Origin of the sequence: Methylobacterium sp. Leaf465 (assembly GCF_001424705.1) — a bacterium.
In the GTDB taxonomy this organism is placed as follows: domain Bacteria; phylum Pseudomonadota; class Alphaproteobacteria; order Rhizobiales; family Beijerinckiaceae; genus Methylobacterium.
The window spans coordinates 280,921-306,816 of sequence record NZ_LMRA01000023.1 but is presented as its reverse complement, the minus strand read 5'-3'; the positions used below and the strand labels follow the sequence as shown (position 1 = coordinate 306,816).

General features: G+C 70.3%; 27 protein-coding genes. 13 read left to right on the top strand and 14 right to left on the bottom strand.

Going from position 1 to position 25,896, the window contains the following annotated elements:
* Positions 1 to 22 precede the first annotated feature (22 nt).
* Together ASG51_RS13655 and ASG51_RS13650 are read right to left on the bottom strand one after the other, a co-directional pair.
* Entirely contained in the window at positions 23 to 262 is a 240-nt protein-coding gene (locus ASG51_RS13655; protein ID WP_056275467.1) for a hypothetical protein, read from the bottom strand.
* An 87-nt stretch (positions 263 to 349) separates the two neighbouring features.
* Positions 350 to 580 carry a hypothetical protein gene (locus tag ASG51_RS13650; protein WP_244472713.1) on the bottom strand — a complete coding sequence of 77 codons (231 nt, stop codon included), beginning with the start codon at positions 578 to 580 and terminating at the stop codon, positions 350 to 352.
* 120 nt (positions 581 to 700) lie between these two features.
* Between ASG51_RS13650 and ASG51_RS13645 the strand changes: the two genes are divergently transcribed.
* On the top strand, positions 701 to 925 hold the full coding sequence (locus ASG51_RS13645; protein WP_056275463.1) for a hypothetical protein: 225 nt from the start codon (positions 701 to 703) through the stop codon (positions 923 to 925).
* Positions 926 to 929: 4 nt separating this feature from the next.
* Here ASG51_RS13645 and ASG51_RS13640 read toward each other — a convergent pair whose 3' ends face one another.
* Positions 930 to 1,538 (bottom strand): glutathione peroxidase, encoded by a 609-nt coding sequence (locus ASG51_RS13640; RefSeq protein ID WP_056381342.1) that lies wholly within the window; start codon positions 1,536 to 1,538, stop codon positions 930 to 932.
* A gap of 192 nt (positions 1,539 to 1,730) precedes the next feature.
* Here ASG51_RS13640 and ASG51_RS13635 point away from each other — a divergent pair, with 192 nt between their 5' ends.
* Positions 1,731 to 2,249 carry a PRC-barrel domain-containing protein gene (locus tag ASG51_RS13635; RefSeq protein ID WP_056214946.1) on the top strand — a complete coding sequence of 173 codons (519 nt, stop codon included), beginning with the start codon at positions 1,731 to 1,733 and terminating at the stop codon, positions 2,247 to 2,249.
* A 213-nt stretch (positions 2,250 to 2,462) separates the two neighbouring features.
* Here ASG51_RS13635 and ASG51_RS13630 read toward each other — a convergent pair whose 3' ends face one another.
* Positions 2,463 to 2,897 carry a hypothetical protein gene (locus ASG51_RS13630; protein ID WP_056214943.1) on the bottom strand — a complete coding sequence of 145 codons (435 nt, stop codon included), beginning with the start codon at positions 2,895 to 2,897 and terminating at the stop codon, positions 2,463 to 2,465.
* 380 nt (positions 2,898 to 3,277) lie between these two features.
* Between ASG51_RS13630 and argJ the strand changes: the two genes are divergently transcribed.
* The 4 genes from argJ (at position 3,278) to ASG51_RS13610 (ending at position 7,349) form a co-directional block, all read left to right on the top strand.
* Positions 3,278 to 4,528 carry a bifunctional glutamate N-acetyltransferase/amino-acid acetyltransferase ArgJ gene (argJ, locus tag ASG51_RS13625; protein WP_056381341.1) on the top strand — a complete coding sequence of 417 codons (1,251 nt, stop codon included), beginning with the start codon at positions 3,278 to 3,280 and terminating at the stop codon, positions 4,526 to 4,528.
* On the top strand, positions 4,525 to 5,268 hold the full coding sequence (locus ASG51_RS13620; RefSeq protein WP_056381340.1) for an SIMPL domain-containing protein: 744 nt from the start codon (positions 4,525 to 4,527) through the stop codon (positions 5,266 to 5,268). The genes argJ and ASG51_RS13620 overlap by 4 nt, the downstream gene beginning before the upstream one ends.
* Entirely contained in the window at positions 5,265 to 5,693 is a 429-nt protein-coding gene (gene mutT / locus ASG51_RS13615) for an 8-oxo-dGTP diphosphatase MutT (protein WP_056381339.1), read from the top strand. Before ASG51_RS13620 ends, mutT begins: the two co-directional genes overlap by 4 nt.
* 84 nt (positions 5,694 to 5,777) lie before the next feature.
* Entirely contained in the window at positions 5,778 to 7,349 is a 1,572-nt protein-coding gene (locus ASG51_RS13610; protein ID WP_244480148.1) for a DUF6880 family protein, read from the top strand.
* 13 nt (positions 7,350 to 7,362) lie between these two features.
* Here ASG51_RS13610 and ASG51_RS13605 read toward each other — a convergent pair whose 3' ends face one another.
* On the bottom strand, positions 7,363 to 7,722 hold the full coding sequence (locus ASG51_RS13605; protein ID WP_056381338.1) for a DUF427 domain-containing protein: 360 nt from the start codon (positions 7,720 to 7,722) through the stop codon (positions 7,363 to 7,365).
* Complete coding sequence (locus ASG51_RS13600; RefSeq protein ID WP_056381337.1) at positions 7,719 to 8,600, bottom strand: methyltransferase domain-containing protein; 882 nt, start codon at positions 8,598 to 8,600, stop codon at positions 7,719 to 7,721. The genes ASG51_RS13605 and ASG51_RS13600 overlap by 4 nt, the downstream gene beginning before the upstream one ends.
* A gap of 115 nt (positions 8,601 to 8,715) precedes the next feature.
* Here ASG51_RS13600 and ASG51_RS13595 point away from each other — a divergent pair, with 115 nt between their 5' ends.
* Together ASG51_RS13595 and ASG51_RS13590 are read left to right on the top strand one after the other, a co-directional pair.
* A complete protein-coding gene (locus ASG51_RS13595; protein WP_056275445.1) occupies positions 8,716 to 8,946 on the top strand; it encodes a hypothetical protein in 231 nt (76 codons plus the stop codon).
* 49 nt (positions 8,947 to 8,995) lie between these two features.
* Entirely contained in the window at positions 8,996 to 9,760 is a 765-nt protein-coding gene (locus ASG51_RS13590; protein ID WP_056381336.1) for a ComF family protein, read from the top strand.
* A 10-nt stretch (positions 9,761 to 9,770) separates the two neighbouring features.
* Here ASG51_RS13590 and ASG51_RS13585 read toward each other — a convergent pair whose 3' ends face one another.
* The 3 genes from ASG51_RS13585 to ASG51_RS13575 all read right to left on the bottom strand — a co-directional run bounded on the left by ASG51_RS13585 (position 9,771) and on the right by ASG51_RS13575 (position 14,620).
* Positions 9,771 to 11,027 carry an MFS transporter gene (locus tag ASG51_RS13585; protein WP_056275699.1) on the bottom strand — a complete coding sequence of 419 codons (1,257 nt, stop codon included), beginning with the start codon at positions 11,025 to 11,027 and terminating at the stop codon, positions 9,771 to 9,773.
* A 381-nt stretch (positions 11,028 to 11,408) separates the two neighbouring features.
* A complete protein-coding gene (locus ASG51_RS13580; protein ID WP_056381335.1) occupies positions 11,409 to 14,159 on the bottom strand; it encodes a PAS domain S-box protein in 2,751 nt (916 codons plus the stop codon).
* Positions 14,160 to 14,371: 212 nt separating this feature from the next.
* On the bottom strand, positions 14,372 to 14,620 hold the full coding sequence (locus tag ASG51_RS13575; protein WP_056381334.1) for a hypothetical protein: 249 nt from the start codon (positions 14,618 to 14,620) through the stop codon (positions 14,372 to 14,374).
* A gap of 334 nt (positions 14,621 to 14,954) precedes the next feature.
* Here ASG51_RS13575 and ASG51_RS13570 point away from each other — a divergent pair, with 334 nt between their 5' ends.
* A complete protein-coding gene (locus ASG51_RS13570) occupies positions 14,955 to 15,875 on the top strand; it encodes a L,D-transpeptidase (protein WP_056381333.1) in 921 nt (306 codons plus the stop codon).
* A 99-nt stretch (positions 15,876 to 15,974) separates the two neighbouring features.
* Here the strand turns inward: ASG51_RS13570 and ASG51_RS13565 are convergent, their stop codons facing one another.
* The 3 genes from ASG51_RS13565 to ASG51_RS13555 form a co-directional block, all read right to left on the bottom strand.
* Positions 15,975 to 16,169, bottom strand: coding sequence for a hypothetical protein (locus ASG51_RS13565; protein ID WP_055947626.1), 195 nt, complete (start codon positions 16,167 to 16,169; stop codon positions 15,975 to 15,977).
* Positions 16,170 to 16,343: 174 nt separating this feature from the next.
* Positions 16,344 to 16,706: a DUF6481 family protein gene (locus tag ASG51_RS13560; protein ID WP_274534727.1), complete on the bottom strand. Its 363-nt coding sequence runs from the start codon at positions 16,704 to 16,706 to the stop codon at positions 16,344 to 16,346.
* Between the two features lie 134 nt (positions 16,707 to 16,840).
* The gene (locus tag ASG51_RS13555; protein ID WP_055947623.1) at positions 16,841 to 17,050 is read right to left on the bottom strand and encodes a cold-shock protein; all 210 of its coding nucleotides are present in this window, start codon (positions 17,048 to 17,050) and stop codon (positions 16,841 to 16,843) included.
* A gap of 582 nt (positions 17,051 to 17,632) precedes the next feature.
* Here ASG51_RS13555 and ASG51_RS13550 point away from each other — a divergent pair.
* Complete coding sequence (locus tag ASG51_RS13550) at positions 17,633 to 18,529, top strand: helix-turn-helix domain-containing protein (RefSeq protein ID WP_056381332.1); 897 nt, start codon at positions 17,633 to 17,635, stop codon at positions 18,527 to 18,529.
* A gap of 18 nt (positions 18,530 to 18,547) precedes the next feature.
* Here ASG51_RS13550 and ASG51_RS13545 read toward each other — a convergent pair whose 3' ends face one another.
* Positions 18,548 to 21,178 carry a bifunctional acetate--CoA ligase family protein/GNAT family N-acetyltransferase gene (locus ASG51_RS13545; protein ID WP_056381331.1) on the bottom strand — a complete coding sequence of 877 codons (2,631 nt, stop codon included), beginning with the start codon at positions 21,176 to 21,178 and terminating at the stop codon, positions 18,548 to 18,550.
* A gap of 166 nt (positions 21,179 to 21,344) precedes the next feature.
* Here ASG51_RS13545 and ASG51_RS13540 point away from each other — a divergent pair, with 166 nt between their 5' ends.
* The 3 genes from ASG51_RS13540 (at position 21,345) to ASG51_RS13530 (ending at position 24,288) form a co-directional block, all read left to right on the top strand.
* On the top strand, positions 21,345 to 22,028 hold the full coding sequence (locus tag ASG51_RS13540) for a class II aldolase/adducin family protein (protein ID WP_056381330.1): 684 nt from the start codon (positions 21,345 to 21,347) through the stop codon (positions 22,026 to 22,028).
* A 583-nt stretch (positions 22,029 to 22,611) separates the two neighbouring features.
* Positions 22,612 to 23,106: a MucR family transcriptional regulator gene (locus ASG51_RS13535; RefSeq protein WP_056214905.1), complete on the top strand. Its 495-nt coding sequence runs from the start codon at positions 22,612 to 22,614 to the stop codon at positions 23,104 to 23,106.
* A 363-nt stretch (positions 23,107 to 23,469) separates the two neighbouring features.
* Positions 23,470 to 24,288 (top strand): restriction endonuclease, encoded by an 819-nt coding sequence (locus tag ASG51_RS13530; protein ID WP_082514003.1) that lies wholly within the window; start codon positions 23,470 to 23,472, stop codon positions 24,286 to 24,288.
* Here the strand turns inward: ASG51_RS13530 and zwf are convergent.
* Positions 24,268 to 25,794 carry a glucose-6-phosphate dehydrogenase gene (gene zwf, locus ASG51_RS13525; protein ID WP_082514002.1) on the bottom strand — a complete coding sequence of 509 codons (1,527 nt, stop codon included), beginning with the start codon at positions 25,792 to 25,794 and terminating at the stop codon, positions 24,268 to 24,270. The genes ASG51_RS13530 and zwf overlap by 21 nt on opposite strands.
* Positions 25,795 to 25,896 lie beyond the last annotated feature (102 nt).

The window sequence follows — 25,896 nt, the reverse complement described above, 5'->3', positions numbered from 1 at the left end:
GCCGCCGGACCGGGACCGGACGTCAATCGACCACGCGCGCCGTCGGACGATCGTTGCCCTGGGCGGTCTCGTCGTGCCAGGCGCCCTGGCTGTCCTGGTAGCGGATGCCCTCCGTCGAACCCGGAACCTGCTGCTCGGCCGCGGCGGCCTGGGCCGCCTGCAGGGCCTCGTCATGGCTCGGATAGGTCTCTGAGAACACGTCGCCGACCTTGTAGGCGAAGCCGCCATCGTGCTCGACGATGCGATAGGTGATCTCGGACATCGGCTGTTCCTTCCCGTTTCACGCACCCGCGCGTCTGCGAGCGCAGCATCCGGGAGGGCGAACACGGGGCGGTTCGGGAGGTTCCGCTCAGTGTCGGGTCGGGCTCGCCCAGGACAGGTTGGGAAGCGCCGCCGCGCAGCCCGCGATCAGCGAACCGCGCACATCGGCGGGGTCGTAGCCCGGCCCATCGGGAAACCCGATCGCGTGGGTGGTTTCGCTGTCGGAGCGGCGGATATGGGCGACCCAGCCCTCCGGCGCCCGCTCGAAGGCGATCTCGAAGACGATACCCGCCTGCTCGAACCGGTGCGGCTTCATCATCCCGTTCCTCGACCCGTCCCGCGCCAGCCCGGATCTCAGGGTGATTCCGGGGCGGCCTCTCGCGGGATGTGGGGGTTTGCGATATCGGGACAAGGCAGTCAGCCGACCCCGGGAACACGCATGCGCCGCCTTTGCCTCGCTCTCCTCCTGACGCTGCTGGGCGCGGACCAGGGCGCCCGGGCGGAGTTCAGCCTGTTCGGCAGCGCCGATCGCACCCCGGCCAATCCCTTCGCCTCGAACTACGCCTCGCCGCCGGTGCGCGGGACGTCGGAGCGGGCCCGGCGCCCCCGCCGCGCACCGCCTCCACCGGGGTCCCTGCGTCCGCCCCGGGACATCCCGCGCTGAACGCTCAGGCGGCGGGCAGCGCGTTGGCGATCGCGGTGACGATGCGCGGATCGTTGGGCTCGACCGAGGACGGGAAGGCGCCGATCAGGCTGCCGTCGCGGTCGACCAGATACTTATGGAAGTTCCAGCCGGGCGTGCTGCCGGGCTTCTCGGCGGCCGCCCAGCGATAGAACGGATGCGCGGCGGGACCCCGGACATGGGTCTTGGCGGTGACCGGAAAGGTCACGCCATGGTTCTTGCGGGCGGCCTCCGCGATGGCGACGCCGTCCAGGGGTTCCTGGTTGCCGAAATCGGGCGACGGCACCGCGATGACGGTGAGGCCCCGGTCACCGAAGCGGGTCCAGAGGCCCTGCAGCCCCGTGAATTGCCCGGCATAGCCGCAGGCCGTGGCGGTATTGACCACGAAGATGGGCCGACCGGCATAGGCCGAGAGCGGCAGGGTTCCGCCCTCCGGCGTCTCGAAGGCGAAGTCGCCCGCCTTCCTGGCGTCGGCCACGGCCGGGCGGACACCGCAGACGAGGGCCCCACCGAGCAACGCGAGGGCGTGACGGCGCGGCAACCGCGCGAGCCGGGCGTTGGCGGGCCGGGCGTTGGGCAGCAGGACGTTCGACATGGTGCGGCACCCCGTTATGGGCGCGCGGACCGGTTCCGCCGCCCCTTGGACCGAGAAATCTAAGGCCCGACCGGCGTTCGTCCATTCACCATGCCGGATCGCGGGAACCTTTGGCGGAAGCTTGAATTTGAGCTGTGGCACCACGGCCCCCCTCGTTCGCCCTTCGGCCCGACCTTTCGAAAGACTTCGTCCATGCGCAGCCTGTTGCTCGGCACGACTCTCCTCGCTGCCAGCGCCACCCTCGCCCTCGCTCAGTCGCCGGATGCCACCGCGCCCGCCGCCTCGCCGGCACCGGTCCAGGCCGCCCCCGCGACCCTCGCCAACGATCTGCGCCCCACCTTCGTGGTGCAGAACAAGAGCGACATGGTCACGTCGAAGCTGGTTGGCCTGACCATCCAGAACGCCGCCAACGAGACCATCGGTGAGATCGCCGACGTCGTGCTCGACGAGAAGAATACGGTCAAGTCGTGGGTGGTCGGCGTCGGCGGCTTCCTCGGGATCGGCACGAAGTACGTGGCCATCGACCCGAGCGCCATGAAGCTCGTCCGCGTCGACGACACCACCCTGAAGGCGACCATCGACACCAACAAGGACCAGCTCCGCGCCGCGCCGGAATACGTCTACCTCGGCAAGGCCAAGCCCAATGCGGATGCCACCAAGACGAACACGGATGCCAATCCGAAGCCGGCGGACGCCCCCAAGGCGCAGTGATCCGGCCCCGGATGGGTTGAACGGACGCCTTCGCATCCCTGCGAGGGCGTTTTTCGTTTCCGGGCATCGCAGGTCTGACCCGCACCGGACCGTCAGAAAACCGTCACGTCGTTGGGGTATTCGGCTCGCCAATCGGAGCCCAACGGCACCGCCGGTCGATCCCGAAGGGGATTATTTCGAAGAGCCGGTCGCGTGCAGCGAAGGCCGATGAGATCAGGCAGGGCTGCGCAGAGCGTCCCGCACCGTGCTGGCGACGTTGTCGATGCGCCGGACCGCGATCAGGCCGTCGCGGTCGTCGGGGAATTGGGCGTCGAACAGCTCCTCGAGCCACGGCGTCGGATCGTCTTCGCTCGCCAGCGATTCCAGGTCGCTGGCAAAGACGATGCGCAGGTCCGGGCGCAGAGCACGGGCTTCCAAGGCCAGCTTCTGGCAGCAGAGCTTGCCCTGCAGGCTGACGTCCGTCACGAGAACATCGACGGGAAGGCCGAGGGCCAGGACCGTCATCGCGTCGACGCCGCAATCCACCGTGGTGGCCGCGAAGCCCGCTCGTCGAATCTGCGACGTCACCTCATCGCGCCAATGCTTCTGGCGACCGGCGATCAGAACCTGAACGCCGTAGGCGCCACCTGGCGAAGTCGGTCGTTCCATAGTCGAGACTCCCCCCTCGCGCCTGGACATCCGTGCCGATCACCTCGGAAACTGTGCGTCGCAGCATGCTATGTCACGTTCGCTCGTACAGACAAGCCCCCCATCCTGCCGAGGCGAGTGTCTTTCGGGCCCGCCTTCGTCCAATGTCCCGGACCGTCGACCCGGAGAACTCCCGCACGACACGATGCTGCACCGCAGCACTGGCTCAGGTCTGCAAGCGGATCCCCTGGACAAGTCCCTGGTCTGACAGGACTCGTGGCCGGCGCGTCCGATGCGACAGGGGGATGACGGTGGTCGCGGTTGACGCGGACGGCGCGCGCGGGGCAACACCGGCCTCGCCGCGCGCCCGAGACGGCCGCGGAGATCCGGAGCCCTCGCCCATGTCGTCTGCCAAGAGCCCCCCCGTCTCGCCGCTGGCGCCCCAGACACAACCGCAGCTCCCGGCGATTCGCGGCGTCGGGCTCGCGACCGCGCAGGCGGGCATCCGCTATTCCGGGCGGACCGACGTGCTCTACGTGGCGCTCGCCGCGGGCACGCAGGCGGCCGGCGTGTTCACCCGCTCGAAATGCCCCTCCGCTCCGGTGGATTGGTGCCGCGAGGCGCTGGGCAGTGCGGGTGCCCGAGCCCTCGTGGTGAATTCCGGCAACGCGAATGCCTTCACGGGCCTGCGCGGGCGCGAGGCCGTTGCACTGACGGCCCGGATCGCCGCCGAGGCGGCACGGTGCCGGCCGGAGGAGATCTTCATCGCCTCCACCGGCGTGATCGGCGAGCCCCTCGACGCCACCAAGTTCGAGGGCGTGCTGGCTGACTGCGCCGGGCGGACCCGGGACGGCGCCGAGGCTTGGGCCGCGGCCGCCCAGGCCATCATGACCACCGACACCTTCCCCAAGCTCGCCACGCGCCGGGCCACCATCGACGGCGTCACCGTCACCCTCAACGGCATCGCCAAGGGCGCGGGCATGATCGCCCCCGACATGGCGACGATGCTGAGCTTCGTCTTCACCGATGCCGCCCTGCCCCAGGGGGTGCTCCAGGCGCTCCTCTCCGCCGGCACGGCCACCAGCTTCAACTGCGTGACCGTCGACGGCGACACCTCCACCTCCGACACCCTGATGCTGTTCGCGACGGGTGCGGCCGGCAACGCCGCGATGTCCGACGCCGGCGATCCGCGCCTCTCCGGGTTCCGCGCCGCCCTCGACGACCTCCTGGTCGATCTGGCCCAGCTCGTCGCCCGGGATGGCGAGGGGGCCCGCAAATTCGTCACCGTGCGGGTCACGGGGGCGACCAGCGACGCCTCGGCCCACCGCATCGCGATGTCGATCGCCAACTCGCCCCTGGTGAAGACCGCCATCGCGGGCGAGGATGCCAACTGGGGCCGGGTGGTGATGGCGGTGGGCAAGGCCGGCGAGCCGGCCGACCGCGACCGCCTCGCGATCTGGTTCGGCGACGTGCGCGTGGCGCGCGCGGGCGCCCGCGATCCCGATTACAGCGAAGCGGCGGCGAGCGCCGTGATGCGCGAGTCCGACGTCACCGTGCGGGTCGATCTCGGTCTCGGCGAGGGCAGCGCACGCGTCTGGACCTGCGACCTGACCAAGCTCTACATCGAGATCAACGGGGATTACCGCTCATGAGGCGCACCCAGGCGGTCGCCCTCTCCGCCCTCCTGGCGCTCGTCCTGCTCGACGTCCCGGGCGCGGCGCGGGCCGAGGACAGGCCGGGGCTCGCCGAGGGCCGGATCAGCGTCGTCGGACGCGCCCGCTCCGAAGTGGCACCGGACTTCGCCTCGGTGGAGATCGGCGTCGAGGCCAGGGGCGCGACCCCGGCCGCCGCCCTCGACGGCGCCAGCACCGCCGCGAAGGCGATCCTCGCGCTGGCCGCCGACTTCAAGGTGCCGGAGGCGGATCTCGGCACCTCCGCGGTGACGCTGCAGCCGGTCACCCGCTCGGTCCGACAGGCGGACGGGTCCTTCGCCGAGAAGCCGGACGGCTACCGCGCCGCCAACACGGTGCGGGTGCGCCTCGCCGATATGGGGCGCCTCGGCGACCTGATGCGGCGGGCCCTCGACGGGGGGGCGAACCGCATCGACGGCGTCGGCTTCGGCCTGCGCGATCCCGACGCGGCCGAAAGCGCCGTGCGCAGCGCGGCGATGAAGGATGCGCGGACCCAGGCCGAACGGCTGGCCGAGGCGGCCGGCGTCACCCTCGGGCGGGTGGTGTCGATCCAGTCCCCGGCGACGGCCTCGGGGCCGCCGATCGCCTTCGCGGCGCCCGCGCCGATGCGCGCCAAGCGCGGCGGCACGCCGGTGCCCCTCGTCGCCGGCACCATCGAGACCGCCGCGGATGTCGCCGCGACCTTCGCGATCGCCCCATGACGCCGGCGACGCCCGCGCCCCTGCGCCTCCTCCTCGTCGTCGCCGTCGCGCTGGTCGACATCGATGGACGCGTGCTCCTCGCCCAGCGCCCGCCCGGCAAGCAGCTCGCCGGCCTCTGGGAATTTCCCGGCGGCAAGGTCGACCCGGGCGAGCGGCCGGAGGAGACCCTGATCCGCGAGCTCTCCGAGGAACTCGGCATCACCGTGCAGGAAGCCTGCCTCGCCCCCCTCACCTTCGCGAGCCACGCCTATCCGGACTTCCACCTCCTGATGCCGCTCTACATCTGCCGGCGCTGGGACGGGTTGCCGCGCTCCATGGAGGGGCAGGCGCTGAAGTGGGTGCGTCCGCGCGACCTCAAGGACCAGCCGATGCCGCCGGCCGATGCGCCGCTGATTCCCTTCCTGCTGGATCTGCTCGGACCCTGATCCAGTTCTGACGGGCAGATCCCGTCCGGCGCGATCTGCCCTGTCGGGAAACGACTTGTCCCGTCGGGAGAGGGAGAACGGTGCATGGCACGCAGGGCAGCGGCGAAACCGGCGACGAAGGCGGCGGCCGTTCGGCCGCCCGTTGCGGACACGTCCCCCGCGAGCAAGCCCGAGCGCGCCGCGAGCAAGCCCGAGCGCGCCGCGAGCGAGCCCAAGCGCGCCGCGAGCAAGCCTAAGCGCGCCTCGCGAAAGACCACGCCGAGCCCCGAGACCCTGACCGCGCTCGGACTGGAGCGCTTGATCGGCCTCGTCCTGTCGGAGACGGCGCGGAACCCGACCTTCAAAAAGCTGGTGACCGCGGCGGTGGCGAGCCTGCAGGGGCCGGACGCCATCGCGGCGCTGATCGACCGGCGGCTCACCGCCCTGGAGCGGGGCCAGGGCTACATCGACTGGCAGAAGCAGCGGGCCTTCGCCGCCGATCTCGACGCCATGCTCACCACGGTGGTGACCGAGCTCGCCGCCCTGGACCCGCGGGCGGCCCTCGACCGGCTGATCCGCTTCCTCGGCGGGGCCAACGATGTCCTCGGACGCGCGGAGGATTCGAGCGGGCGCATCCACGGGGTCTACGAACGGGCGGTCGACGCGGCCGCTTCCCTCATCGTCGATCTCCCCGCGGAGGCGGCGGCCGGGGTCGCCACGGGGCTGGTGATCCGCCTCGGCGCCGACGGGTACGGCTTCGTGGAGACCCTGCTGCACGACCTGATCCCGCGGCTGCCGGAGGCAGCCCTGCCCCCCCTCGACGCGGCCCTCGCGGACGCCACGCCCCCGGCTTCGGAAGTCCGGACCGGCGGCGAGAAGGCGTGGGCGTCTCAGCTCGCTCGCAGCCGCCTCGTGCGCATGCGCCAAGCCCTCGCCGACCGGGCCGGCGACGTCGACGCCTTCATCGCCTTCGAGCAGGCGGTGTCGCCCGAACAGCCGGACCGGGTGCGGATCGCCGAGCGTCTGCTGGCGGCGGGCCGGACCCCGGAGGCCCTGGACTGGATTCGCCGTCCGCAGAAGCGGGGACCGGTGGTGGTCACCCGGGAGGCACTGCTCACCGGGCATTTCGACCCCGATGCCCCGGAACGCGCGCGACAGGCCGTGGAGATCCGCATCCTGGACAGCCTCGGCCAGACGCAGGCCGCGCAGGCCCTGCGCTGGGAGGCCTTCGGGCGCAACCTCGACCCCGCAATGCTGCGGGCCTACCTCGCCAAGCTGCCCGACTTCGAGGACGACGCGGCGCTGGATCGGGCCTTCGATCAGGCGCAGGCTCATCCCGATCGCTACCGGGCGCTCGCCTTCCTCACCCACTGGCCGAATTCGACCCGCGCCGCTCGTCTGGTCATGGCCCATCGCGGCAGCTGGGACGGGAGCCGCTACGAGATCCTGGCACCCGCCGCCGAGGCCCTGGAGCGGACGCAGCCGGAGGCGGCGGCCGAGCTCTACCGCCTGCTCATCGATTCCATCCTCGAGCACGGGCGCAGCGCCGCCTACGGCCACGCCGCCCGCTACCTCCAGGCCCTCGACGGCCTGACGGAGGATCCGGAGGCCTACCGCGGCACGCTGCGCCGGCTGCACGGGCGCAAGGCCGCGTTCTGGTCCCAGGTCCGGGACTGAGGGCCGAGCCTGCTCAGTCCTGCTCGATCGGGTCGATCTTGTCCGGATAGAACGCGAGATGCCCGGCGATGGCGGCCACCGCCGGATAGGGTGCCTCGTAGCTCCAGACCGCGTCCGGCCGGGTGGCGTCCGGCGTCGTCAGCGTGAAGTAGCGGGCGTCACCCTTGTAGGGGCAATGGCTGCGGCGGGTGCTCGGGGTGAAGTGCGCCCATCGGGCATCGGCCCGCGGAATGTAGAAGACCGGCGGATAGTTCGCCTCGGTGAGCACAAGGGCGGACTCGGTCTCCGCGATGAGCGTCCCCGCGAGCCGGAGACGCAACTTCCCCGGATGCGGCGCGACGGTGATCGGATGGTCGGGTCCGGGCTCTCTCATGATTCCTGTCCCTCGGTCTTGCGTTCGGTGGTGCCCAGGGCCTCGGCGAGGCGCGTCTGGGCGGTGCCCGGCTTCAGGGGCTTCTGCTGGCTCTCGTGCGGAGCCCAGCCGGAAAGCCACAGGATCTCGAAGCTGGCACGCAGGCGCCCGTCCGGATCGGCGAAGCGCTCGGCGTAGAGCGCGGCGGCCCGCAGAAGCGTGTCGCGGCGCAGGGGGGTCCGGCGGCGGTCGACCAGGACGTTGGTCAGCCCCATGGCACGCAGGTCGTGCATGAGCGCGAACGGGTCGCGGTAGCGCACCGTGACGGTCTCGACGTCGGTGACCGGCAGGGCGAAACCGGCCCGCTGAAGCAGGCTGCCCATCTCGCGGACCTCGGCGAAGGGGGCCACGCGCGGGCTGACGCCGCCCTCCACCTCGCTCTCCGCCTGCCCGAAGACCTGGCGCAGCTCGGTCAGGGTCCGGCCGCCGAGGAGGCAGCCGATGAACAGCCCGTCGGGGCGCAGAGCCCGGCGCAGCTGCGCCAGGGCACCCGGCAGGTCGTTGACGTGCTGCAGGGCGAGGAGCGAGACGGCGAGGTCGAACCGGGCGGGCGCCAGCGGCAGGGCTTCGGGGTCGGCCAGCACCGCGCCGGCCTCCGCCCGGGGTGCCAGACGGGTGACGTGCCCGACCCGGCCGGAGACGCGCAGGCGCTCGGCGGCGAGGGACGCGGGGGTGCCGAGGTCGACGGCCTCCGTGAAGGTCCGCAGCACCGCGCCGAGGCGGTCGTCGAGATCGTCGACGACCCGGCGCAGCAGGAAGTCGGCATAGCCGGCCCGGTGGGCACGGGCGAGGCGGCGGCGGGCGAGGCCCGTATCGAACAGCGGAGGCGCGGTCATCACGATCTAGATGGAGCGCCGACGGCGCGGGCGCCAGCCGCTACCGGGACGGAACGTGTCTCCGTCCCTCGCTGTTGAGGCCCAGCGATTCAACGACGAATCGAGGAGATCAGACGCCATGAAGTCCATCCTGTTCGGCGCGGCCCTCACCCTCGCGGGCATCAGCCTTGCCACCACCGGAGCCGAGGCCAAGGGTTGCATCAAGGGCGCCCTCGTGGGCGGCGTCGCCGGCCACGTGGCGGGTCATGGCGTCCTCGGCGCCGCGGCCGGCTGCGCCGTCGGCCGCCACCAGGCCAACAAGCGCGACCGCGAGCAGAACCCGGCCCAGCCGCAGCCGCAGACCCGCTGAAAACAACCAGGGGTCGCATCCGCTTGGTGCGGGTGGTAGGGTGGCCGTCATGGCTCCTGCCGCCCGCGCCGTCACCACGGGATTGCGGGCCGCCCTCCGCGGCGGCCTCGCCCTCGTCTATCCGCCGACCTGCCCCGGCTGCGGCGGCGCCATTGCCGACCCGCACGCCCTCTGCGCCCGCTGCTGGTCGGGGCTGCGCCTGATCGCGCCGCCTTGCTGCGATCGTTTCGGGACCCCCTTCGCCGTCGATCACGGAACCGGCGCCCTGCTGTCCCCCCGCGCGATCGCCGATCCCCCGGTCTTCGCACAGGCGCGGGCGGTGGCGCTCTACGAGGGCGTCGCCCGCGACCTCGTGCACCGGCTGAAATACGAGGACCGCCTGGATCTCGGCCCCGTCCTCGCCGGGATGATGGCGGGGGCCGGCGCGGCGCTCCTCGCCCGCGCGGATTGCCTCGTGCCGGTGCCGCTCCACCGCTGGCGCCTGTGGCGCCGCCGCTTCAATCAGGCCGCGCTCCTGGCGCGCCGGATCGGCCGGCTCGCCGGGCGGCCTTTCGAGCCGGGCGCCCTCGCGCGCGTGAAGGCGACGCGCCCGCAGGTCGGCTTGAGCCGGGTGGCCCGGGCGACGAACCTCCAGGGCGCCTTCCAGGTGCCGGAGTCGATGCGCCCCCGGCTTCAGGGGCGGCGCATTCTCCTGATCGACGACGTGATGACCACCGGCGCGACGGCCAACGCCGCCGCGCGGGCGCTCCTGCGCGGTGGCGCGGCGGCGGTGGATGTCCTGACCTTCGCGCTGGTGGCGGAGGAGATCGGCTGAGGGGCGCGGTTCAGGCCGTCAGCGGGCCGAGACGGCCGGCCTCGGCGGGCTCCGGCGTGCCCGGCGTCAGCACCTTGCCGCGCGGGCCGACCCAGGTGCCGACCCATTTGCGCTGCCACACCAACAGGCAGACCAGCACGAGCGCGGCGAAGACGGCGTAGCCGACGAAGCCGAGGGCGAAGGAGCCGGTATACTGCTTCGACAGGCCCATCACGTTGGGCAGGATGGCGCCGCCGAGGGCCCCGACCTCGCCGATCATCGAGCCGGCCACCGCCGTGTTGGCGGGCCAGCGCAGGGGCACGAGCTGGAACAGGGCGCCGTTGCCGGCCCCGAGGGCGGCGAAGCACAGCATGAACAGGGCGGTGGTCAGCGCCAGGGAGGGCGACGCGGTCAGGAGCAGGAACGAGCCCACCGCGGCGATCAGCACGACGGACAGCACCAGGATGCCCCCGAGGCGGTCGGCGAAGTAGCCGCCGGCGACGCGGATGCCGGATCCCATCAGCGCCGCCAGCATGGTCAACCGGCCGGCCTCGACCTTGGTCACGGCGAACTGCTCGTAGAAGAAGGTCGGCAGGAAGTTCGACAGGCCGATGAAGCCGCCGAAGGTGATGATGTAGATTAGGTTGAAGGCCCAGCCGTCCTTCTGGAACAGGCAGGAGACGTGCTCCCGGAAGGACTGGTGCTCCGCGTCCGGCGGCTCCTTGGCGAAGACGATCATGACGATGAGCGGGATCGCCATGACGCAGCCGGCAAAGCCGTAGACGGTCTGCCAGCCATAGGCCTGGGCCAGGGGCGGCGCGAACAGCACGGCCAGCACGGTGCCGGAATTGCCCGCCCCGGCGATGCCCATGGCGAGGCCCTTGTGCTCCTTGGGGAACCAGCCCGAGCCGAGGGACAGGGCGACGCCGAAGGAGGCCCCGGCGATGCCGAGGAGCACGCCCATGGCGAGCACCTCGTCGTAGGTGTTCACGTAAAAGAAGCCGAAGGCCATCGCGAACATGATCACCGTCATTTCGGTGATGGCGGCGTTCTTGCGGCCGATATACTGGGCCAGCACCCCGAGCGGGAAGCGCATGATCGCACCGGCCAGGATCGGCAGCGAGATCATGAATCCGGTCTGGGCCGGGGTCAGCTTGTAGGTCTCGGTGATGAACGGACCCATGGCGCCGTTGAGCACCCAGATCGCGAAGCAGAAATCGAAGTAGAGGAAGGCGGCGAACAGGGTCGGAGGATGACCGGATTTCATCACGGTCTTGAAGCTGGCCATGGAGTGCGTCTCGAGGTTCGCGGCTGCAGGGCGGCCGCTCATGCCAAGGGATCCGGACTCACGCCGTCCGCATGCGGAGCGCCTTTGCTCCGCGCGTCGCCGACCGGCGACGGATCGAGCCAAGCACCGAACGTGCCAGTTTTTCGGAATGCCGTTCCTCGCCACGCCGACCCGATGCGCAGGCCTTCGCCTGCGGCGGTCCACGGCGCCGGATTGCCGCGCGAGACGGCACTGCCCAGGAAATGTCCAGGGTCGAGGCGCAGGCATGCGGCGACTCATACGAAAGTCGTTCGATCCCTTCCGGAGGGCGGATCCGGGCTTGGCTCGAGCGCCGCGCAGGCGTGCCGATCCGGGGACCGCTTCGATCGAGCGCAGCCCGTCTCAGCCGTCGGCCTGGAAGGCCGCCAGGGGCGCGGCGATGGCGCAGGTGACGCCGTCGGCGGGGAAATCGAGGGCGATGGTGCCGCCGACCTGGCCGGCGAGCCCACGCTCGATGAAGCGCGAGCCGAACCCCTTGCGGATCGGCCGCGTCACCGGGGGGCCGCCGATCTCGGCCCAGGAGAAGGCGAGGGTCGGCTCGCCGGCCTCGTCGCGGACCTCCCAGCGGATCGCCACGTGGCCATCCTCATCCGAGAGCGCCCCGTACTTGGCCGCGTTGGTGGCGAGCTCGTGCAGCATCAGCGCCAGGGACAGGGCCGGCTTGGCACCGATCTCCAGGTCCGGCCCGTCGAGGCGGAAACGGCCCGCGCGATCCTCGTGCAGCTTCAAAGCGCCACGCACCACCGGGCCGATCAGGGTGCTGCCGAGGGCGCCGCCCATCAACAGGTCATGGGCTTGGCCCAGGGCGATGAGGCGGCCGGCGAGCACCTCCTTGGCCGTGTCCACATCGATGGCGCTGCGCATGGTCTGGGTCGCGATCGACTGCACCATCGCCAGCAGGTTCTTCATCCGATGGCTGAGTTCGCGGTTGACCAGCTCCTGCTGCTCCTCGGCCCGCAGGCGGGCCACGGCGGCGCGGGTGCGGTCGACCACGTTGCGCACGAAATCGAGGATGTCCGGCGTCCAGTCCCGCCGCTTCGAATCGTGCAGGCAGAACACCGCCACGAGCTGCCCGCGCTCCATCAGCGGCAGGTTGATGACGGTGCGCACGTCGAGGGCGCGGAAAGCCTCGAATCGGTCGGCGGTGCGGGGGTCGGTCTCCACGTCCGCGATGACGACGTCGCGCCCCTGGCGCAGCTCCGACAGGTAGGAGCCGTAATCGGCGTAGCGGTGGCGCCCGACGAGGGAGCTCGCCCCCGGCACGGTCCAGTCCCGGATGATGTCGAGATAGACGCCCGAATCGTCCAGGACACCGTAGGCGGCGCGGGTCAAGCCGAGGGTCCGACCCGCGATCTCGGCGGCCACGAACGCGATTTCGCCGGGATCCTGCAACTCCCGCAGGCGCTCACCGAGCTCGACCAGGGCCGCCTGACGCTCCTCGGCGCGCTTGCGCTCGGTGATGTCCACCGACGCGCCCGGAAACCGCAGCGGCGTCCCGTCGGCGGCGCGCACCAGGCTTCCGCGGGCGATCACCCAGCGGTGGGAGCCATCCGGCTGGAGGATCCGATACTCGCAGGCGAATTCCTTGGCCCCCGCGAAGAGGCGGTCGAGCTCCTCCTGGAATCGCGGCAGGTCGTCCGGGTGGAAGTTCCGGATGTAGTCCGCTAGGGGCGCGCCCAGGGCGGCGCGCTCCGGATCCACGGTGTAGATCCGCGCGAAGTTCGGATCGGCATAGACCACGTCGTCGCGCAGGTCCCAGTCCCAGGTGCCGATCATGCCTGAGGCGTTGAGGGCGAGGCTCAGGCGCTCCTCGCTCCGGCGCAGCCGGGCATTGGCCGTTTTCCGTTCGGTGATGTCCGTCAGGGTCACGACGGCGCCCTGCACCACCCCGTCCTCGACGATGGGGGCGTTGCTGGTGATGACGTCGATGGGCGACCCGTCCTGTCGGAAAAAGGTCGCCTCGCGGTCGCGCAGGGCGACGCCGCTGCGAAGGGAGCGGACGACCTCGCAGTCCTCGCGCGGGAACGGCCGCCCGTCGGGATGGTGGTGATGGGCCGTGTCGTGGAGGTTGCGGCCGATCAGGCTGCCGCGGGGCCAGCCGAGCATCGCCTCGGCGGCCGGATTGGCGAAAATGACGACGTCGTCCTCGTTCAGGCGGAACACCGCCTCGCTGAGGTGATCGGTGACGGTCTGCAGGAGGGCCGTCTGCTTGCGCAGGGCCTCGTCGGCCTGGCGCTGGGCCGTGCGGTCGCGCAGGATCTTGAGATAGCCGACCTGCCGGTCCGCCTCATCCTTGAGGGGCATCATCTCGCCCATGCCCCAGAAGCGCGAGCCGTCCTTGCGCATGTGCCAGCGCTCGTCGTTGGCCCGGCCGAGATCGCGGGCGACGCGCATCTCGTGATCGGGTATTCCGCGCGTCCGGTCTTCCGGCGTGAAGAAGAAGTCGGCGGGCTGGCCCAGAATCTCGGCCTCGCTCCAGCCGAGGACGCATTCGGCGCCTGGATTCCAGCTCGTGACACGGCCGGCGAGATCCAGGGTGACGATGCCGTAATCGATGGCGCTCCCGATGATCGCCGCATTGTGTCGGTCGCTCGCGCGGCGCTCCTTCAAGGCGCGCCGCAGGTTGAGCTCGGTCATCACCTGGCCGGCGAGGGTGCGCAGGATGAAGCCCTGCGCCTCGGAAAGCTCGCGCGGCCGCGTGTCGAGGACGCAGAGGGTCCCCAGGGCCGTCCCCTCCGGCGTGCGCAGGGGCATGCCGGCGTAGAACCGGACGTGCGGTTCGCCGGTGACGAGGGGATTTTCCGCGGTGCGCGAATCCCGCGTCGTGTCGGGGATGACGAAGAGCCCGTCCTGCCGCACCGCGTGGGCGCAGATCGACTCCGTGAGCGCGGTCTCGGGGCGCGCGAAGCCGACCCGGGCCTTGAACCATTGGCGATCGGTATCCACCAGGGAGACCAGGGAGACCGGCATCTCCAGCAGCCGGGATGCGAGCGTCACGATGTCCTCGAACGCGTCCTCGGGCGCGGTATCCAGGATGTCGTAGCGCGCCAGAGCCTCGGGCCCCGTCTCGGGCGCATCGCCGGTCCTACTCAATCGTCCCTCCGGCCACGCTCCCCCCGATGCCCTTCGGCTCGGACGATCCTGCACCCTTGATCCTCGCACAGGACCGACGACGGTCGATCCGACCCGTGCCCCGCAAGCTTTAGCGAAGCGCGGGCGATTGTCCTACGTTCAACCGCCGGCGGATCATCAATTTCGCGCAAATGAATTTTGCACGGATGCATTCGGGCGGTGCGCGGGACGCCTTACCGGCAGACCGTGATGCTGCGCACCACCCAGCCCTCGTCGGCCTGCCAGAGCTTGCGCCGGGTGCGCTGGCAGGTGGGGTTCTCCGGCTCGCTGGAGGTCCAACTCGTCACCGGAGCGGCGGGCTCCGCGACGCGCGCGGTTCGGCTGCGGGCCGCCTGCCCGTCCGTGGGCACGAGGAAGACGAGCAGGAGGACCGCGAGCGCCGCAGGGCGCGCGCGGTGACGGGGACGCGGGGGGACCGGCACGGGTCGCGTTCCATGTATTCGAGAGGGGGCTTGGCGGAGGATCACCTATGTCGGCACGACGCGGCACATTGCAATCGATCGCCCATCCCGGCCGGGGGCTGATCACCGCTTTTTCATAGACATGGTGAAAGCACGATGCCGGCGTATTCGCGCGGGTCTTCGGAAGGTTTTCCGGATGGTTTCCAGCCCCTATGATTGTGCCCGCACTGCATCGCCCCCGAACTTTGGTGCCCCTGCAGGGCTGCCCGTCGTTCAGATGACGTGACGGCTCTGCGTCGACTTGCTAGGCCCGGGCTCGAACGACCCATCTCCGACGACTTCCCGAGCAACGTCCATGCCTCAGACGACCCGCCGCACGCTTCTCACCGGGGCGACGACGAGCCTCGCGCTTCTCACGCCCGTCGGGTCCGCCCTCGCGCAGGGGCGCGGCCTCTTCGGCGGCGCCATCGATGGGAATGGCCCCTACGACGATGAGCGCCTCTATCGCGACGAGGAGGGACGGCTCTACCGTCGCCGGGGCGGCCAGTACGTGCCCTATTCCGAGCGTGGATCGGACCGCGGGTTCGAACCGGCGCGCAGCCAGCGCGGCCGCGCCGTGGCGGACGATCCGGATGCGGATCTCTACGCCCCGCGGCAGGTGCCGCCCGCCTCGGTGCAGCAGGCCGCTCCGGCCAAGCCCGTCGACGATGGTCCCATCGACTTCAACCGCGCCTACGCGGCGGTCACCGACGAGCCCTTCCCCGTCTATGCCTTCAACTGGCGCAAGGCGAACCCGTCCTTCCTGCGCCAGGAGGTCGCCTATACGGGTTCGGAAACCCCGGGCACGATCGTGGTCGACCCGCGGGCCCATCACCTCTTCCTCGTCCAGCCCAATGGCCGGGCGCGTCGCTACGGCGTGGGCGTCGGCAAGCAGGGCTTCTCGTGGGCCGGCGCCTCGACGGTGAACTCCAAGCAGATGTGGCCGGACTGGTATCCGCCCAAGGAGATGATCGCCCGCACGCCGAAGCTGGCGCGTTCCGTCTCCCAGCTCCAGAGCGGTCTCGGCGTGCCCGGCGGTTCGCACAATCCCCTCGGGGCCCGGGCCCATTACCTGTGGCAGGGCAACAAGGACACGCTCTACCGCATTCACGGGACGCTGGAGCCGGAGTCGATCGGCAAGAGCGTTTCGTCGGGTTGCATCCGGATGATCAACCAGGACGTCATCGATCTCTACGGCCGCGTCGAGATCGGCTCACGCGTGGTGGTGCTGAGCTGACGGAAAACGGCCTCCCCCTCACGTCGTGAAGGGGGAGGCCGCGGCCTGCATATTCGCCCTGACGGTGCGGGCTCCGCGCCGGGCGCGGAGGCGGGCCGCTCAGGCCTCGGTGATCTCGCCTTCGCGCACCGCGCGCTCGCTGCTCCCGGACTTGATCCGGTAGAACGGCTCGCCGGTCTGATCCTCGGGGACGAGGCGGACGATCTCGAAGACGTCGGAGATATCGCTCTTCGGGGCGGTGTAGCCGATCTGGGCGCGACGCACGCGCTGGCCGATCTTGAACTTGTGGGACATGGCGCTTGTCTCCTCGGTGGAGGTTCGGCGGACTGACGTCGCGCCTGAGGTGGGCCCGCCCGTCGCGGCGGCCCCGGTGATGCGGTCTCGTCCCGAGGGACGGAACCGTCGGGCGGATCCGCGCCGAATCCGCCGTGGGGTCGCGGGATCGAACGATCCCGACGACGGAAACCGTCAGCGGCGCGCCTTGGCCTTGCGGGCGGCGTAGCGCGCATCGCGCTGAGCCTTCTGCTCCAGGCGTGCGGCAGCGGCCTGCGCCACCTTCTCCTCGGCGGCGCGAATTTCCTCGGCGGCCTGACGCTCGCGCTCGGCCTCGGCCTCCGCGGCGCGCTGCGCCTCGGCCTCGAGCCGGGCCTGCTCGCGGGCCGCGACGCGAATCTCGCGCTCCCGGGCGATCTGAGCCCGCTCGGCCTTGCGGGCGACCACGACCGGATCATCCGCGGCCGGGCGGTCACGGAAGCGGGCCAGCGCCGCGGCACGGGCTTCGGTCGCGGCCTTGAGGCGGTCGGTCATCGAGTTCGGGTTGAATTGGCTCACACAGGATCCTGTCATGCGGGAGGCCGCCGACGGCGCGCTCCCCTGGAATCGGGTCTCAGAACACAAGCAAGCCGCCTCCCATCCGGGAAGCGGCTCTCGAAACAGGTTGGGCTCCACACGGGAGCCCGCCGTGATCAGACGGTCTGGAGGCTGCCGGCGGACTGCTTGCCGCTGCGCTTGTCGGTTTCCATCTCGTAGGAGACCTTCTGGCCTTCCGCGAGGCCGCGCATGCCGGCGCGCTCGACGGCCGAGATGTGCACGAACACGTCGCTTCCGCCGTTATCCGGCTGGATGAAACCGAAACCCTTTGTCTCGTTGAACCACTTAACAGTACCGACAGCCATCGTATTCCTTCGCCCTTGCGGGCTTCATCTACCGGAGGTCCACGCGATCATGCGCGGCCGTCTCCGTCATCAGTTCAAGACAGAGCTCTCTGGCACACGATTTCATAACGAAACCGCGCCATCGAGGTTCAGCCGTTGAATTGATCGCTAATCTCTACGCGCTTCGCGGCCGATTAGCAAATCGAATTTCAAATCCCGCGGCACGGGACGCAAATCCCGCAGCCGAAATATCTGTGCCGGCCGGGTGTATCTCTCGCTTTCTTCGCGGAATACCCCCTCGAGATTCTGGTCCAGGGGCATCGTTCGCATGGGGTCCGTGCGGTCCAGATCCGTGGGCGCGGGTCGTGCCGACCGCAGCGCCTCCGGCAGGTCCGCGGCCTGCCGTACGATCCGGCCGCCGGGGCGGAACCAGATGACGCCATTCCTATTAACGACATCGATCCCGCGCCCAACAGTCGTGACCCGGCCTTGCACGCTTCGCCATCCGTCCAACACCCTCCAGACGGGACTTTCCCACTCCGGAGCGTGCAGTTCTCAAGCGGCGATTACCCCCAGGAAGACGCCGCTCAGATCTATCAATTGATGTTTGCCAGCTCTGCGCTGGTGACGCCCCTGGCGACGCCCTTCCACGTGGAAATCACCAGTTTCTGGTCGGAACACCTGCGGTTTCATTTCATGGATGGCGTTCCGTTCCTCTTTCACCGGACGGCGCAGAAGCTCGGCTTCGATGGCCTCGACGCGATCGTTCTCCAACATGTCGAGACCGGCAATATCGTTGCCAACTTCGATGGCCGTGACGTGCGCACCGGCGCCGGGTCCGTCTACGCCATCGACTTCTCCCGGCCCGTACTCATCCGCGACGCTCCGGACATCCCCCGGCAACGCCGCAATTTCGTCGGTATGCCGCGCGCCTTCGCCCGCCGCTGGTTCGGCCCCCTGGATGCGATCCACGGCCTCGTCATTCCGCCGGACATCGCCGCGCCCTACACCGCCCATCTCCTGCGCTTGCGCGACCGCCTGCCGCACTGGACCGCCCTCGACGCCGAGGCCGTCGCCCAGACCGCGACCCTGATGGCCCAGGCCATCACCGCCGCCCTGGGTCACGGCACGTCCCTCAACGATCCGGCGCGGCTGCACCAGAAGGCCCGTCTCTATATCGAGGCGAATCTGGGCAATCCCGACCTGAGCGCCGCGGAGGTCGCGCGCAGCATCGGCGCCTCGCGCTCCAGGCTCTTCGCGATGTTCCAGCCCGTCGGCGGCGTCGAGTGCTTCATCCGCTCCGCCCGGCTGGAGCGCATCAAGGCGGCGCTCAGCGCGCCGGCGCAACCGCACCCCATCGCCGTGCTCGCCGAGGCGGTCGGGTTTCGCAGCTCGGCCCAGCTCAGCCGGCTGTTCCGGCAGCATTACGGGATGACGCCGTCGCAGTTCAGCGCCAGGGCCGATCCCGGCGGCGTCCGGCGGATCAGCGAGCGGGCGTGAAGCGGATCGGCGGACGCGCTACAAGGCGAGGGCGACCTTGACCACGGCGCCATCCTCGGTGTCGGGCCGGACCGTGAAGCCGAGCTGGCGACAGACCGCGAGCATGGGTCGGTTCTCGCGCAGGACCGTCCCCTCGACCCGGGAGAGCCCCTCGACCCGGGCCCAGTCGATCATCAGGCTCATCAGGGCGTGGCCGAGGCCTGTTCCCTTCCGGTCGCCGTGGATCAGGATGGCGTATTCGCCGCTCTCATGGTTGGCATCGGCGTGGAGACGGACGGCGCCGAGCATCATTCCGGTGGCCGCGTCGATCGCCACGAAGGCGATGGCGCGGGCGTAGTCGAGCTGCGTGAGCTTGGCGAGGAAGGCGTGGTTGAAGTCCCGCACCGGTGCGAAGAAGCGCAAGCGCAGGTCCTCGGCGCTGACCGACTGGAAGAAGGTGAGGAACAGCGCCTCGTCCTCCGGCCGCACCGGCCGCACCGTGACGGTCTCGCCCCGGAGGTGGAGGGTGCGCTCCCACTCCACCGGATAGGGTCGGATCGCGAAGCGCGGATGGTAGGCGCCCCGGGCGCGGCGGCCGGCCGCGGTCTCGGCCGCCACCATCACGCGGGCATCGAGGGCGAGGGCGCCGGTCTCATCGGCGAGGAGCGGATTGATGTCGAGCTCGCGCACCTCGGGACAGTCGGCCGCCAGTTGCGCCAGCTTCACCAGGACCAGCGCCACCGCGTGGCGGTTCACCGCCGGCACGTCGCGATAGGCGGCGAGACGCCGGGCGACGCGGGTCCGGTCGATCAGCTCCGAGGCGAGGCGCAGGTCGAGGGGGGGCAGGCCGAGGGCCCGGTCGTCGATGACCTCCACCGCCGTGCCGCCCCGCCCGAACACCACCACCGGCCCGAAGGTCGGGTCCTCGGCGAGCCCGGCGATCAGCTCGCGCTGCTTGCCGCGCCGGATCATCGGCTGGACCGCGAAACCGGTGATCCGCGCCTCCGGCGCCAGCCGCCGGGCCCGGGCGAGGATGTCGGCGGCGGCCGCCCGCACGTCGGCCTCGCTGGTGAGATCGAGGCGCACGCCGCCGACGTCGGACTTGTGCACGATGTCGGGCGAGACGACCTTGAGCGCCACGGCGCCGCCCTGCGCGATGATGGGCCATGCGGCCGTCGCGGCCGCATCGATGTCGGGCGCCAGCGCCAGCGGCACGCTGTCGATGCGGTAGGCGGCGAGGAGGTCGGCCACGGCGACGGGGTCGAGCCAGGTCTGCCCCTGAGCCACGGCGCGTGCGACGACGGCGCGGGCCGCCTCGACGTCCGGCGAGAAGTCGCGCGGCAGCGAATCCGGCGTGCGCATCAGGTCGTCCTGCGCCTCGCGATAGCGCACGAGGTGCAGGAAACCCTCGACGGCGGCGTCCTCGGTGGAGAAGCGTGGGATGCCCGCGGCGGCGAGGCGTCCGACCGCCTCGGCCTCCTCACCGATGGTCACGGCGAAGACCGGCTTCTTGCGTGCGCCGTTCCGACGGATCCGGGTCACGGTGTCGGCGATCGCTCCGGCGACCTCCGTGCCGTCCGAGCGGGCCGTGGGCACGTGGACGGCAAGCACCGCGTCGTTGCCCGGATCCGCCAGCAGCGGCGCGAGGGCGTCGGCATAGGCCTCCGGTCCGGCGGCGACGCCGAGATCCACGGGATTGCCGAGCGTCCCGGCCGCCGCCAGGGTGCCGCCGCGATCCGCGAGCCGGTCGGCCGCCAGGGCGCCGATCCCGCGTCCGTTGCCCAGGATCACGAGGCGATGCCCCGGGAAGGGGCGCTGGCGCCCGAGCGTCTCCACCGCGGAGAACATCGCATCCAGGCTCTCCACCGCGAGCAGTCCGGCGCGGCGGAAGGCCGCCTCGTAGACGGTGTCGGGCCGGGCGAGCGCGCCCGTATGGGTTGCGGCGTGCCGGGCCGGGGCCCGGTGGCGCCCCGCTCGCAGCACCACGACCGGCTTGGCGCGCGCGGCCGCCCGCGCCGCCGACATGAACTTGCGCGCATCCACGACCGCATCGAGGGAGAGCAGGATCGCCCGGGTGCGGATGTCGGCCGCGAAGTGGTCGAGGCAATCCGCGACGTCGATATCGCAGGCGATGCCGAGGGACAGCACCGCCGAGAAGCCCACGTCCCGGCGCGCCGCCCATTCGACGATGCCGGCGGCGACGGTGCCCGACTGCGAGACCAGCGCCAGGTCGCCGACCTTGGGGGGCCGGGCCAGGAGACTCGCATCGAGGTGGGCGCCGGGAACGGAGAGGCCGATGCTGCCGGGCCCGAGGAGGCGCAGGCCGTGGCGGCGCGCCTCCGCCCGAGCCGCCTCGCAGACCGCATCGCCGACATCCGGCGTCAGGATGACGGCACCGGCCGCGCCGCGCAGCCCGGCCTCCGCGATCTGCTCGGGAATCGCTTCGGCCGGGGTCGCCAGGATGACGAGGTCCGGCACCTCGGGAAGATCGGCGAAGCGCGGAATCTGACCGGCGGCCGCATCGGAGCCGAGGCAATGGATCGGCCCCGGAAAGCCGCCGCGACGGAGATTGGCCAGGGCCGCCTCGGCCAGCCCATCCGGCCCGGCCCGGAGGCCGACCAGGGCGATCGCGCGCGGGGCGACCAACGCCTCGAAGCGGTACGTACTCATCGGCCGACCTGCCTCTGCTCGGGTGACGGGGCGGTCGCTCCTGAACCGTCCCGGCAGCAGGAGCGTCGCCGGCTTGGTAACCGGGTCGGATCGCGAACGCGTCCGGCAGGCGGTGTTATAGACCGCCTGCGCCCGACCGGTAGGGCGTTCGCGTCCGGAGACCCGCATGCCGTCCCAGCCTCCCTCTCCCGCCACCGAATCGACGGACGGAGCGATCCGTGCCGACATCGTCGCCGCGATGCGCGACCTTCTCACGCTCGGTCTGAGCCAGGGCACTTCCGGCAACGTGTCGGTGCGGGCGGGCGACGGCTTCCTCGTCACGCCGTCCGGCATTCCGGCCGAGACGCTGCGGCCGGAGGATCTCGTGGCGATGCGGTTCGACGGCAGTTTCGCGCACCCGCTCGCCCCCTCCTCCGAGTGGCGATTCCACCGCGACATCCTCGCGGCACGTCCGGAGGTGAACGCGGTGGTCCACGCGCATCCGACCCACTGCACCGCCTTCGCGATCTGCGGGCAGGACATTCCGGCGGTGCACTACATGATCGCGGCGGCCGGCGGACCGACCGTGCGCTGTGCCCCCTACGCGCCCTACGGCACCGAAGCCCTGTCGGCGGCGGCCCTCAACGCCCTGGAGGGACGGATGGCCTGCCTCCTGGCCAATCACGGCATGATTGCCGTCGGAACCGATCTTCGAAAGGCCCTCTGGCTCGCGGTGGAGGTGGAAGCGCTCTGCCGCCAATATGCGGTGGCGCTTCAGGTCGGAAATCCCGTGGTGCTGCCAGACGACGAGATCTGGAGAACGGTGGAACGGTTCAAATCTTACGGTCCGCGCAGCCGAACGGACGGGTGATCAGGTCTCGCACGGCCCGGGACAGGTGTCGAAATCGTCCGTTCCGGACCTTTTCGGGCGGACCTGCGTAAATTTTTACGCAGGTCCGTGCGTGGCCGCGGATAAAAACACGCGGCCTCCACAGTCTGTACGAGCCGGTTCGCGTCTAGATTTTGTATTCAAGAGCCATTTTAGCGCTCCGGCCGACTCTGCCGGTAATCGGCCCTAGAGGTCCGCTTTAGCTCAAATTTCGATGCAGACCTGGTCTGTAAGAGATCATATTTCCTCCCGTAGAAAATTATTTTTCCGGTTCCCCGATCTGAACCGTGAGGCATTAGGGCGCCCAGTCGCCCAGTCCGTGCAGGAACAGGCAAAATCGCGCAAATTTAGTCCAGTTCGTCGGAATGGCAGTGGTTGCTGGTCTATTCCAGTTCACCAGACATCGACCGGATGCGACCTATACGAGACCTGATGAGGCTCTTGCCTTTTGCTTTGCTTCATCATAGCAAGCAGCAAGTCACAACCATGACGCGGCAGCCAAACCTCCCAACCGGCACGACGCCCTCGGGGTGGGTGGTATTCAGAACGCAACGAGAGATTCAGAATGAGCACCGAGAACGGAATCCTGCCGGACTACATCGAGCTCGCGGCCGACATCGTGTCCGCATTCGTGAGCAACAACTCGGTTCCGATCGCTGACCTGCCGGCGCTGATCGGCTCGGTGCACGCCACTCTGAGCAAGCTCAACCAGGTCGGGACCGAGGAGAAGGCGGAGCCTCTGACTCCGGCCGTGTCCATCAAGCGCTCGATCACGCCGGACTACGTCGTCTGCCTCGAGGATGGAAAGAAGTTCAAGTCTCTCAAGCGTCACCTGCGGACGCGCTACGAGATGACGCCCGAGCAGTATCGCACCAAGTGGAACCTCCCGAGCGACTATCCGATGGTCGCCCCGAACTACGCGGCCGCCCGTTCGGAGCTGGCCAAGAACATGGGTCTCGGCCAGCAGCGTCGGAAGCAGGAGAGCGTGGCCGTCGAGACCGAGGCCAAGGCGGAGTCGGCTCCGCGCGGGCGTCGGCCCAAGGTGGCGGCTCAGGCCTGACGCCAGGACGCGCAGGCTTGGCGCCGGAACGCGATTGACGCCGGAGGGATGACGAACGAGGCCGAGGCGCATCGCCTCGGCCTCGTTCGTCTTGTCCACAGCTTGTCGACTGCTCCTGCACTGATCTTGGCAGATCCGGTGAAACAACGCGTTTTACAGATCGGGTCGGTATTCGAACCGGCACGATGCCGCGGGAAGGTCGATCCGGCGCGCTAACCCGCAAGATCTCCGAGCATCCGGAGCACTTTCTCCCCTCCGCGACCCGGACGGCGTTAGAGAACGCGCAACCCTCCGCTGCCACGGTCGGGTCCACCGCGGTCGAGGGTCGAACGATCCCGGCCCTCTTCCGGTTGGGACCACCACATGTCGGGTCGATCGCAGCTCGTGGCGCGCCTGTTCTGGACGTCCGTGCTCGGAGGGGGCTGCGCCCTCTGGTTCGGGCAGCCCGGCGCCATCGGAGCCGGACTGGCATGGGCCGGTGTCGTCCTTCACCATCTCGACCGGCCGCGGCGTCTGCGCCGGCTGATCCGGAGGATCGCACGCCCCCATGCGCCGACTCTGGCCCTGCGGCGGCGACAGGAATGCTTCGTCGATGCCTACGGCAACCTGATCAGCGACGGCTGGGAGCGCGAGCGAACCTACTTCGCCGAGCGCACGGTGGTGCCGCAGTTGGAGGCCCGTGGCCGCGGCGACGAGATCGACGGAGCCTGGGACGACATCCTCGCCATCATCGAACGGGTGGCGGATGGAGTGCAATTGCCGGACGAGAGCGAGGCGCCCGAGGAGGGCATCGCCTACGAGCGTTACTGCGCGGGACGTCTGCGCGAGGCAGGCTGGAACGCGCGCGCCACCCAGGCCAGCGGCGATCAGGGCGCAGACATCGTCGCGGAGCAGGCCGGGACGCGTCTCGTGGTCCAGTGCAAGCGCTACGGGCGTCCGGTGGGCAACGGCGCCGTGCAGGAGATCGCTGCGGCGATGCGCTACTGGTCCGCCGACATGGCGGCGGTCGTCTCGAATGCCGGGTTCACCCCAGCGGCGCGCAAGCTCGCCGCCGCCACCGGCGTCCGGCTGCTGCACCACGACGCCCTCGCCGAATTGCAGCCCGCGCCGCCGGTCGCCCCGCCGCCCGGCGCCAAGCGGCGCGCGGTTCGTCCCCCGCGATCATCCCTCGCCGAGCGGTAGCCAGCGATGGCCCTGCGCGGCCAGGAGCGCGGTGGCGCCCTCCGGCCCGTCGCTTCCGGCGGCGTAGGGCTCCACCGGCGCATCGGTCCAGGCCTTGAGCAGCGGATCCACCACCGCCCAGGCTGCCTCGATGCTGTCGGCCCGCTGGAACAGGGTCGCGTCGCCGATGAGGCAATCGTAGAGCAGCGTCTCGTAACCGACGCTCGGCGTCTCGCGGAAGAAATCCCCGTAGTCGAAGGCGGCGGTGACCCGGCCGAGATCCAGGCGTGGCCCGGGCCGCTTCGCGTTCATCTCGATGTCCATCCCCTGCTCGGGGTCGATGCGAAAGCGCAGGACGTCGGGGGTTACGGGCGCATCCGGCGTCGCGAAGGGCGAGTGCGCCGGCGGCCGGAAATGAAGGGCGATCTCGGTGACGCGGTCGGTCATCCGCTTGCCGGTGCGCAGGTAGAACGGAACGTCCTTCCAGCGCGGGTTGTCGATGGCGAGCTTCAGGGCGACGTAGGTCTCGGTGTGGGAATCGCGGGCGACGTCGGGCTCATTGCGATAGGCCGGCACCGCGTGCCCGTGCTCCTGACCCGCCGCGTATTGGCCGCGAACCGCCTGCGCGGGCTGGACCGGTTGCACCGCCTGGATGAGCCGGGCCTTCTCGTCGCGGACATCCTCGGCGTCGAGACTCCTGGGCGGCTCCATCGCCACCATGCAGAGCAGCTGGAACAGGTGGTTCGGCACCATGTCGCGCAAGGCGCCCGTGGGCTCGTAGAAGGCGCCGCGCGCCTCGACCCCGATGGTCTCCGCCGCGGTGATCTCCACGTGATCGACGTGGTCGCGATGCCAGACCGGCCCCAGCAGGCCATTGCCGAACCGGATCGCCAGGATACTCTGAACCGTCTCCTTTCCGAGGAAGTGGTCGATGCGGAAGAACTGGCTTTCGGTGCCCTGCTCGAGGATGCGTGCGTTCAGGGCGCGGGCCGATTCAAGGTCGCTGCCGAACGGCTTCTCGATGACGACGCGGCGGAAGACGCCCGCCTGCTCCTTCAGCAGGCCCGCCTCCCCCAGGGCATCGACGATCGGGCCGAAGAAGCGGGCCGAGACCGCGAGATAGAAGATGACGTTGCCGGACAGCGCCTGAGCGAGGCCCGTGAAGGTCTCGGCGGCGGTGAAGTCCCCTTGGCGGAAGCTGAGGCGTTCGCTGATGAAGCCCCAGGCCTTGGAATCGATGTGGTCGGGGTGGAATTCCGACGTCCGGTCCGTGGTGAAGGACTGCATCGTCTCGGAGAGGGCATCGCGCCAACCCTCGTCGGTGTTGGCGTTGTGGTCGACACCGATGATGCGGAACGCCGGGTCGAGCAGGCCGCCGGCCGCGAGGTTGTAGAGCGCCGGCATCAGCAGCCGCTTCGTGAGGTCGCCGGCGGCCCCGAAGATCACCAGCGTGCAGGGGGGGGCCGCCGGAACGGGCTGATGCTCGGGTGTCGCGGCGGGTGCTTTGGCGGGGGGTATCTGGTCCATGGCCCACGGCCTCCACTCACGGTTGCGGCGCGGCGCGCCGGAAAAATCCGCTCGTCAACCTGCGGCGCCCCGGCGACGTTCCGGCCAAGGTCGTGCCGGATC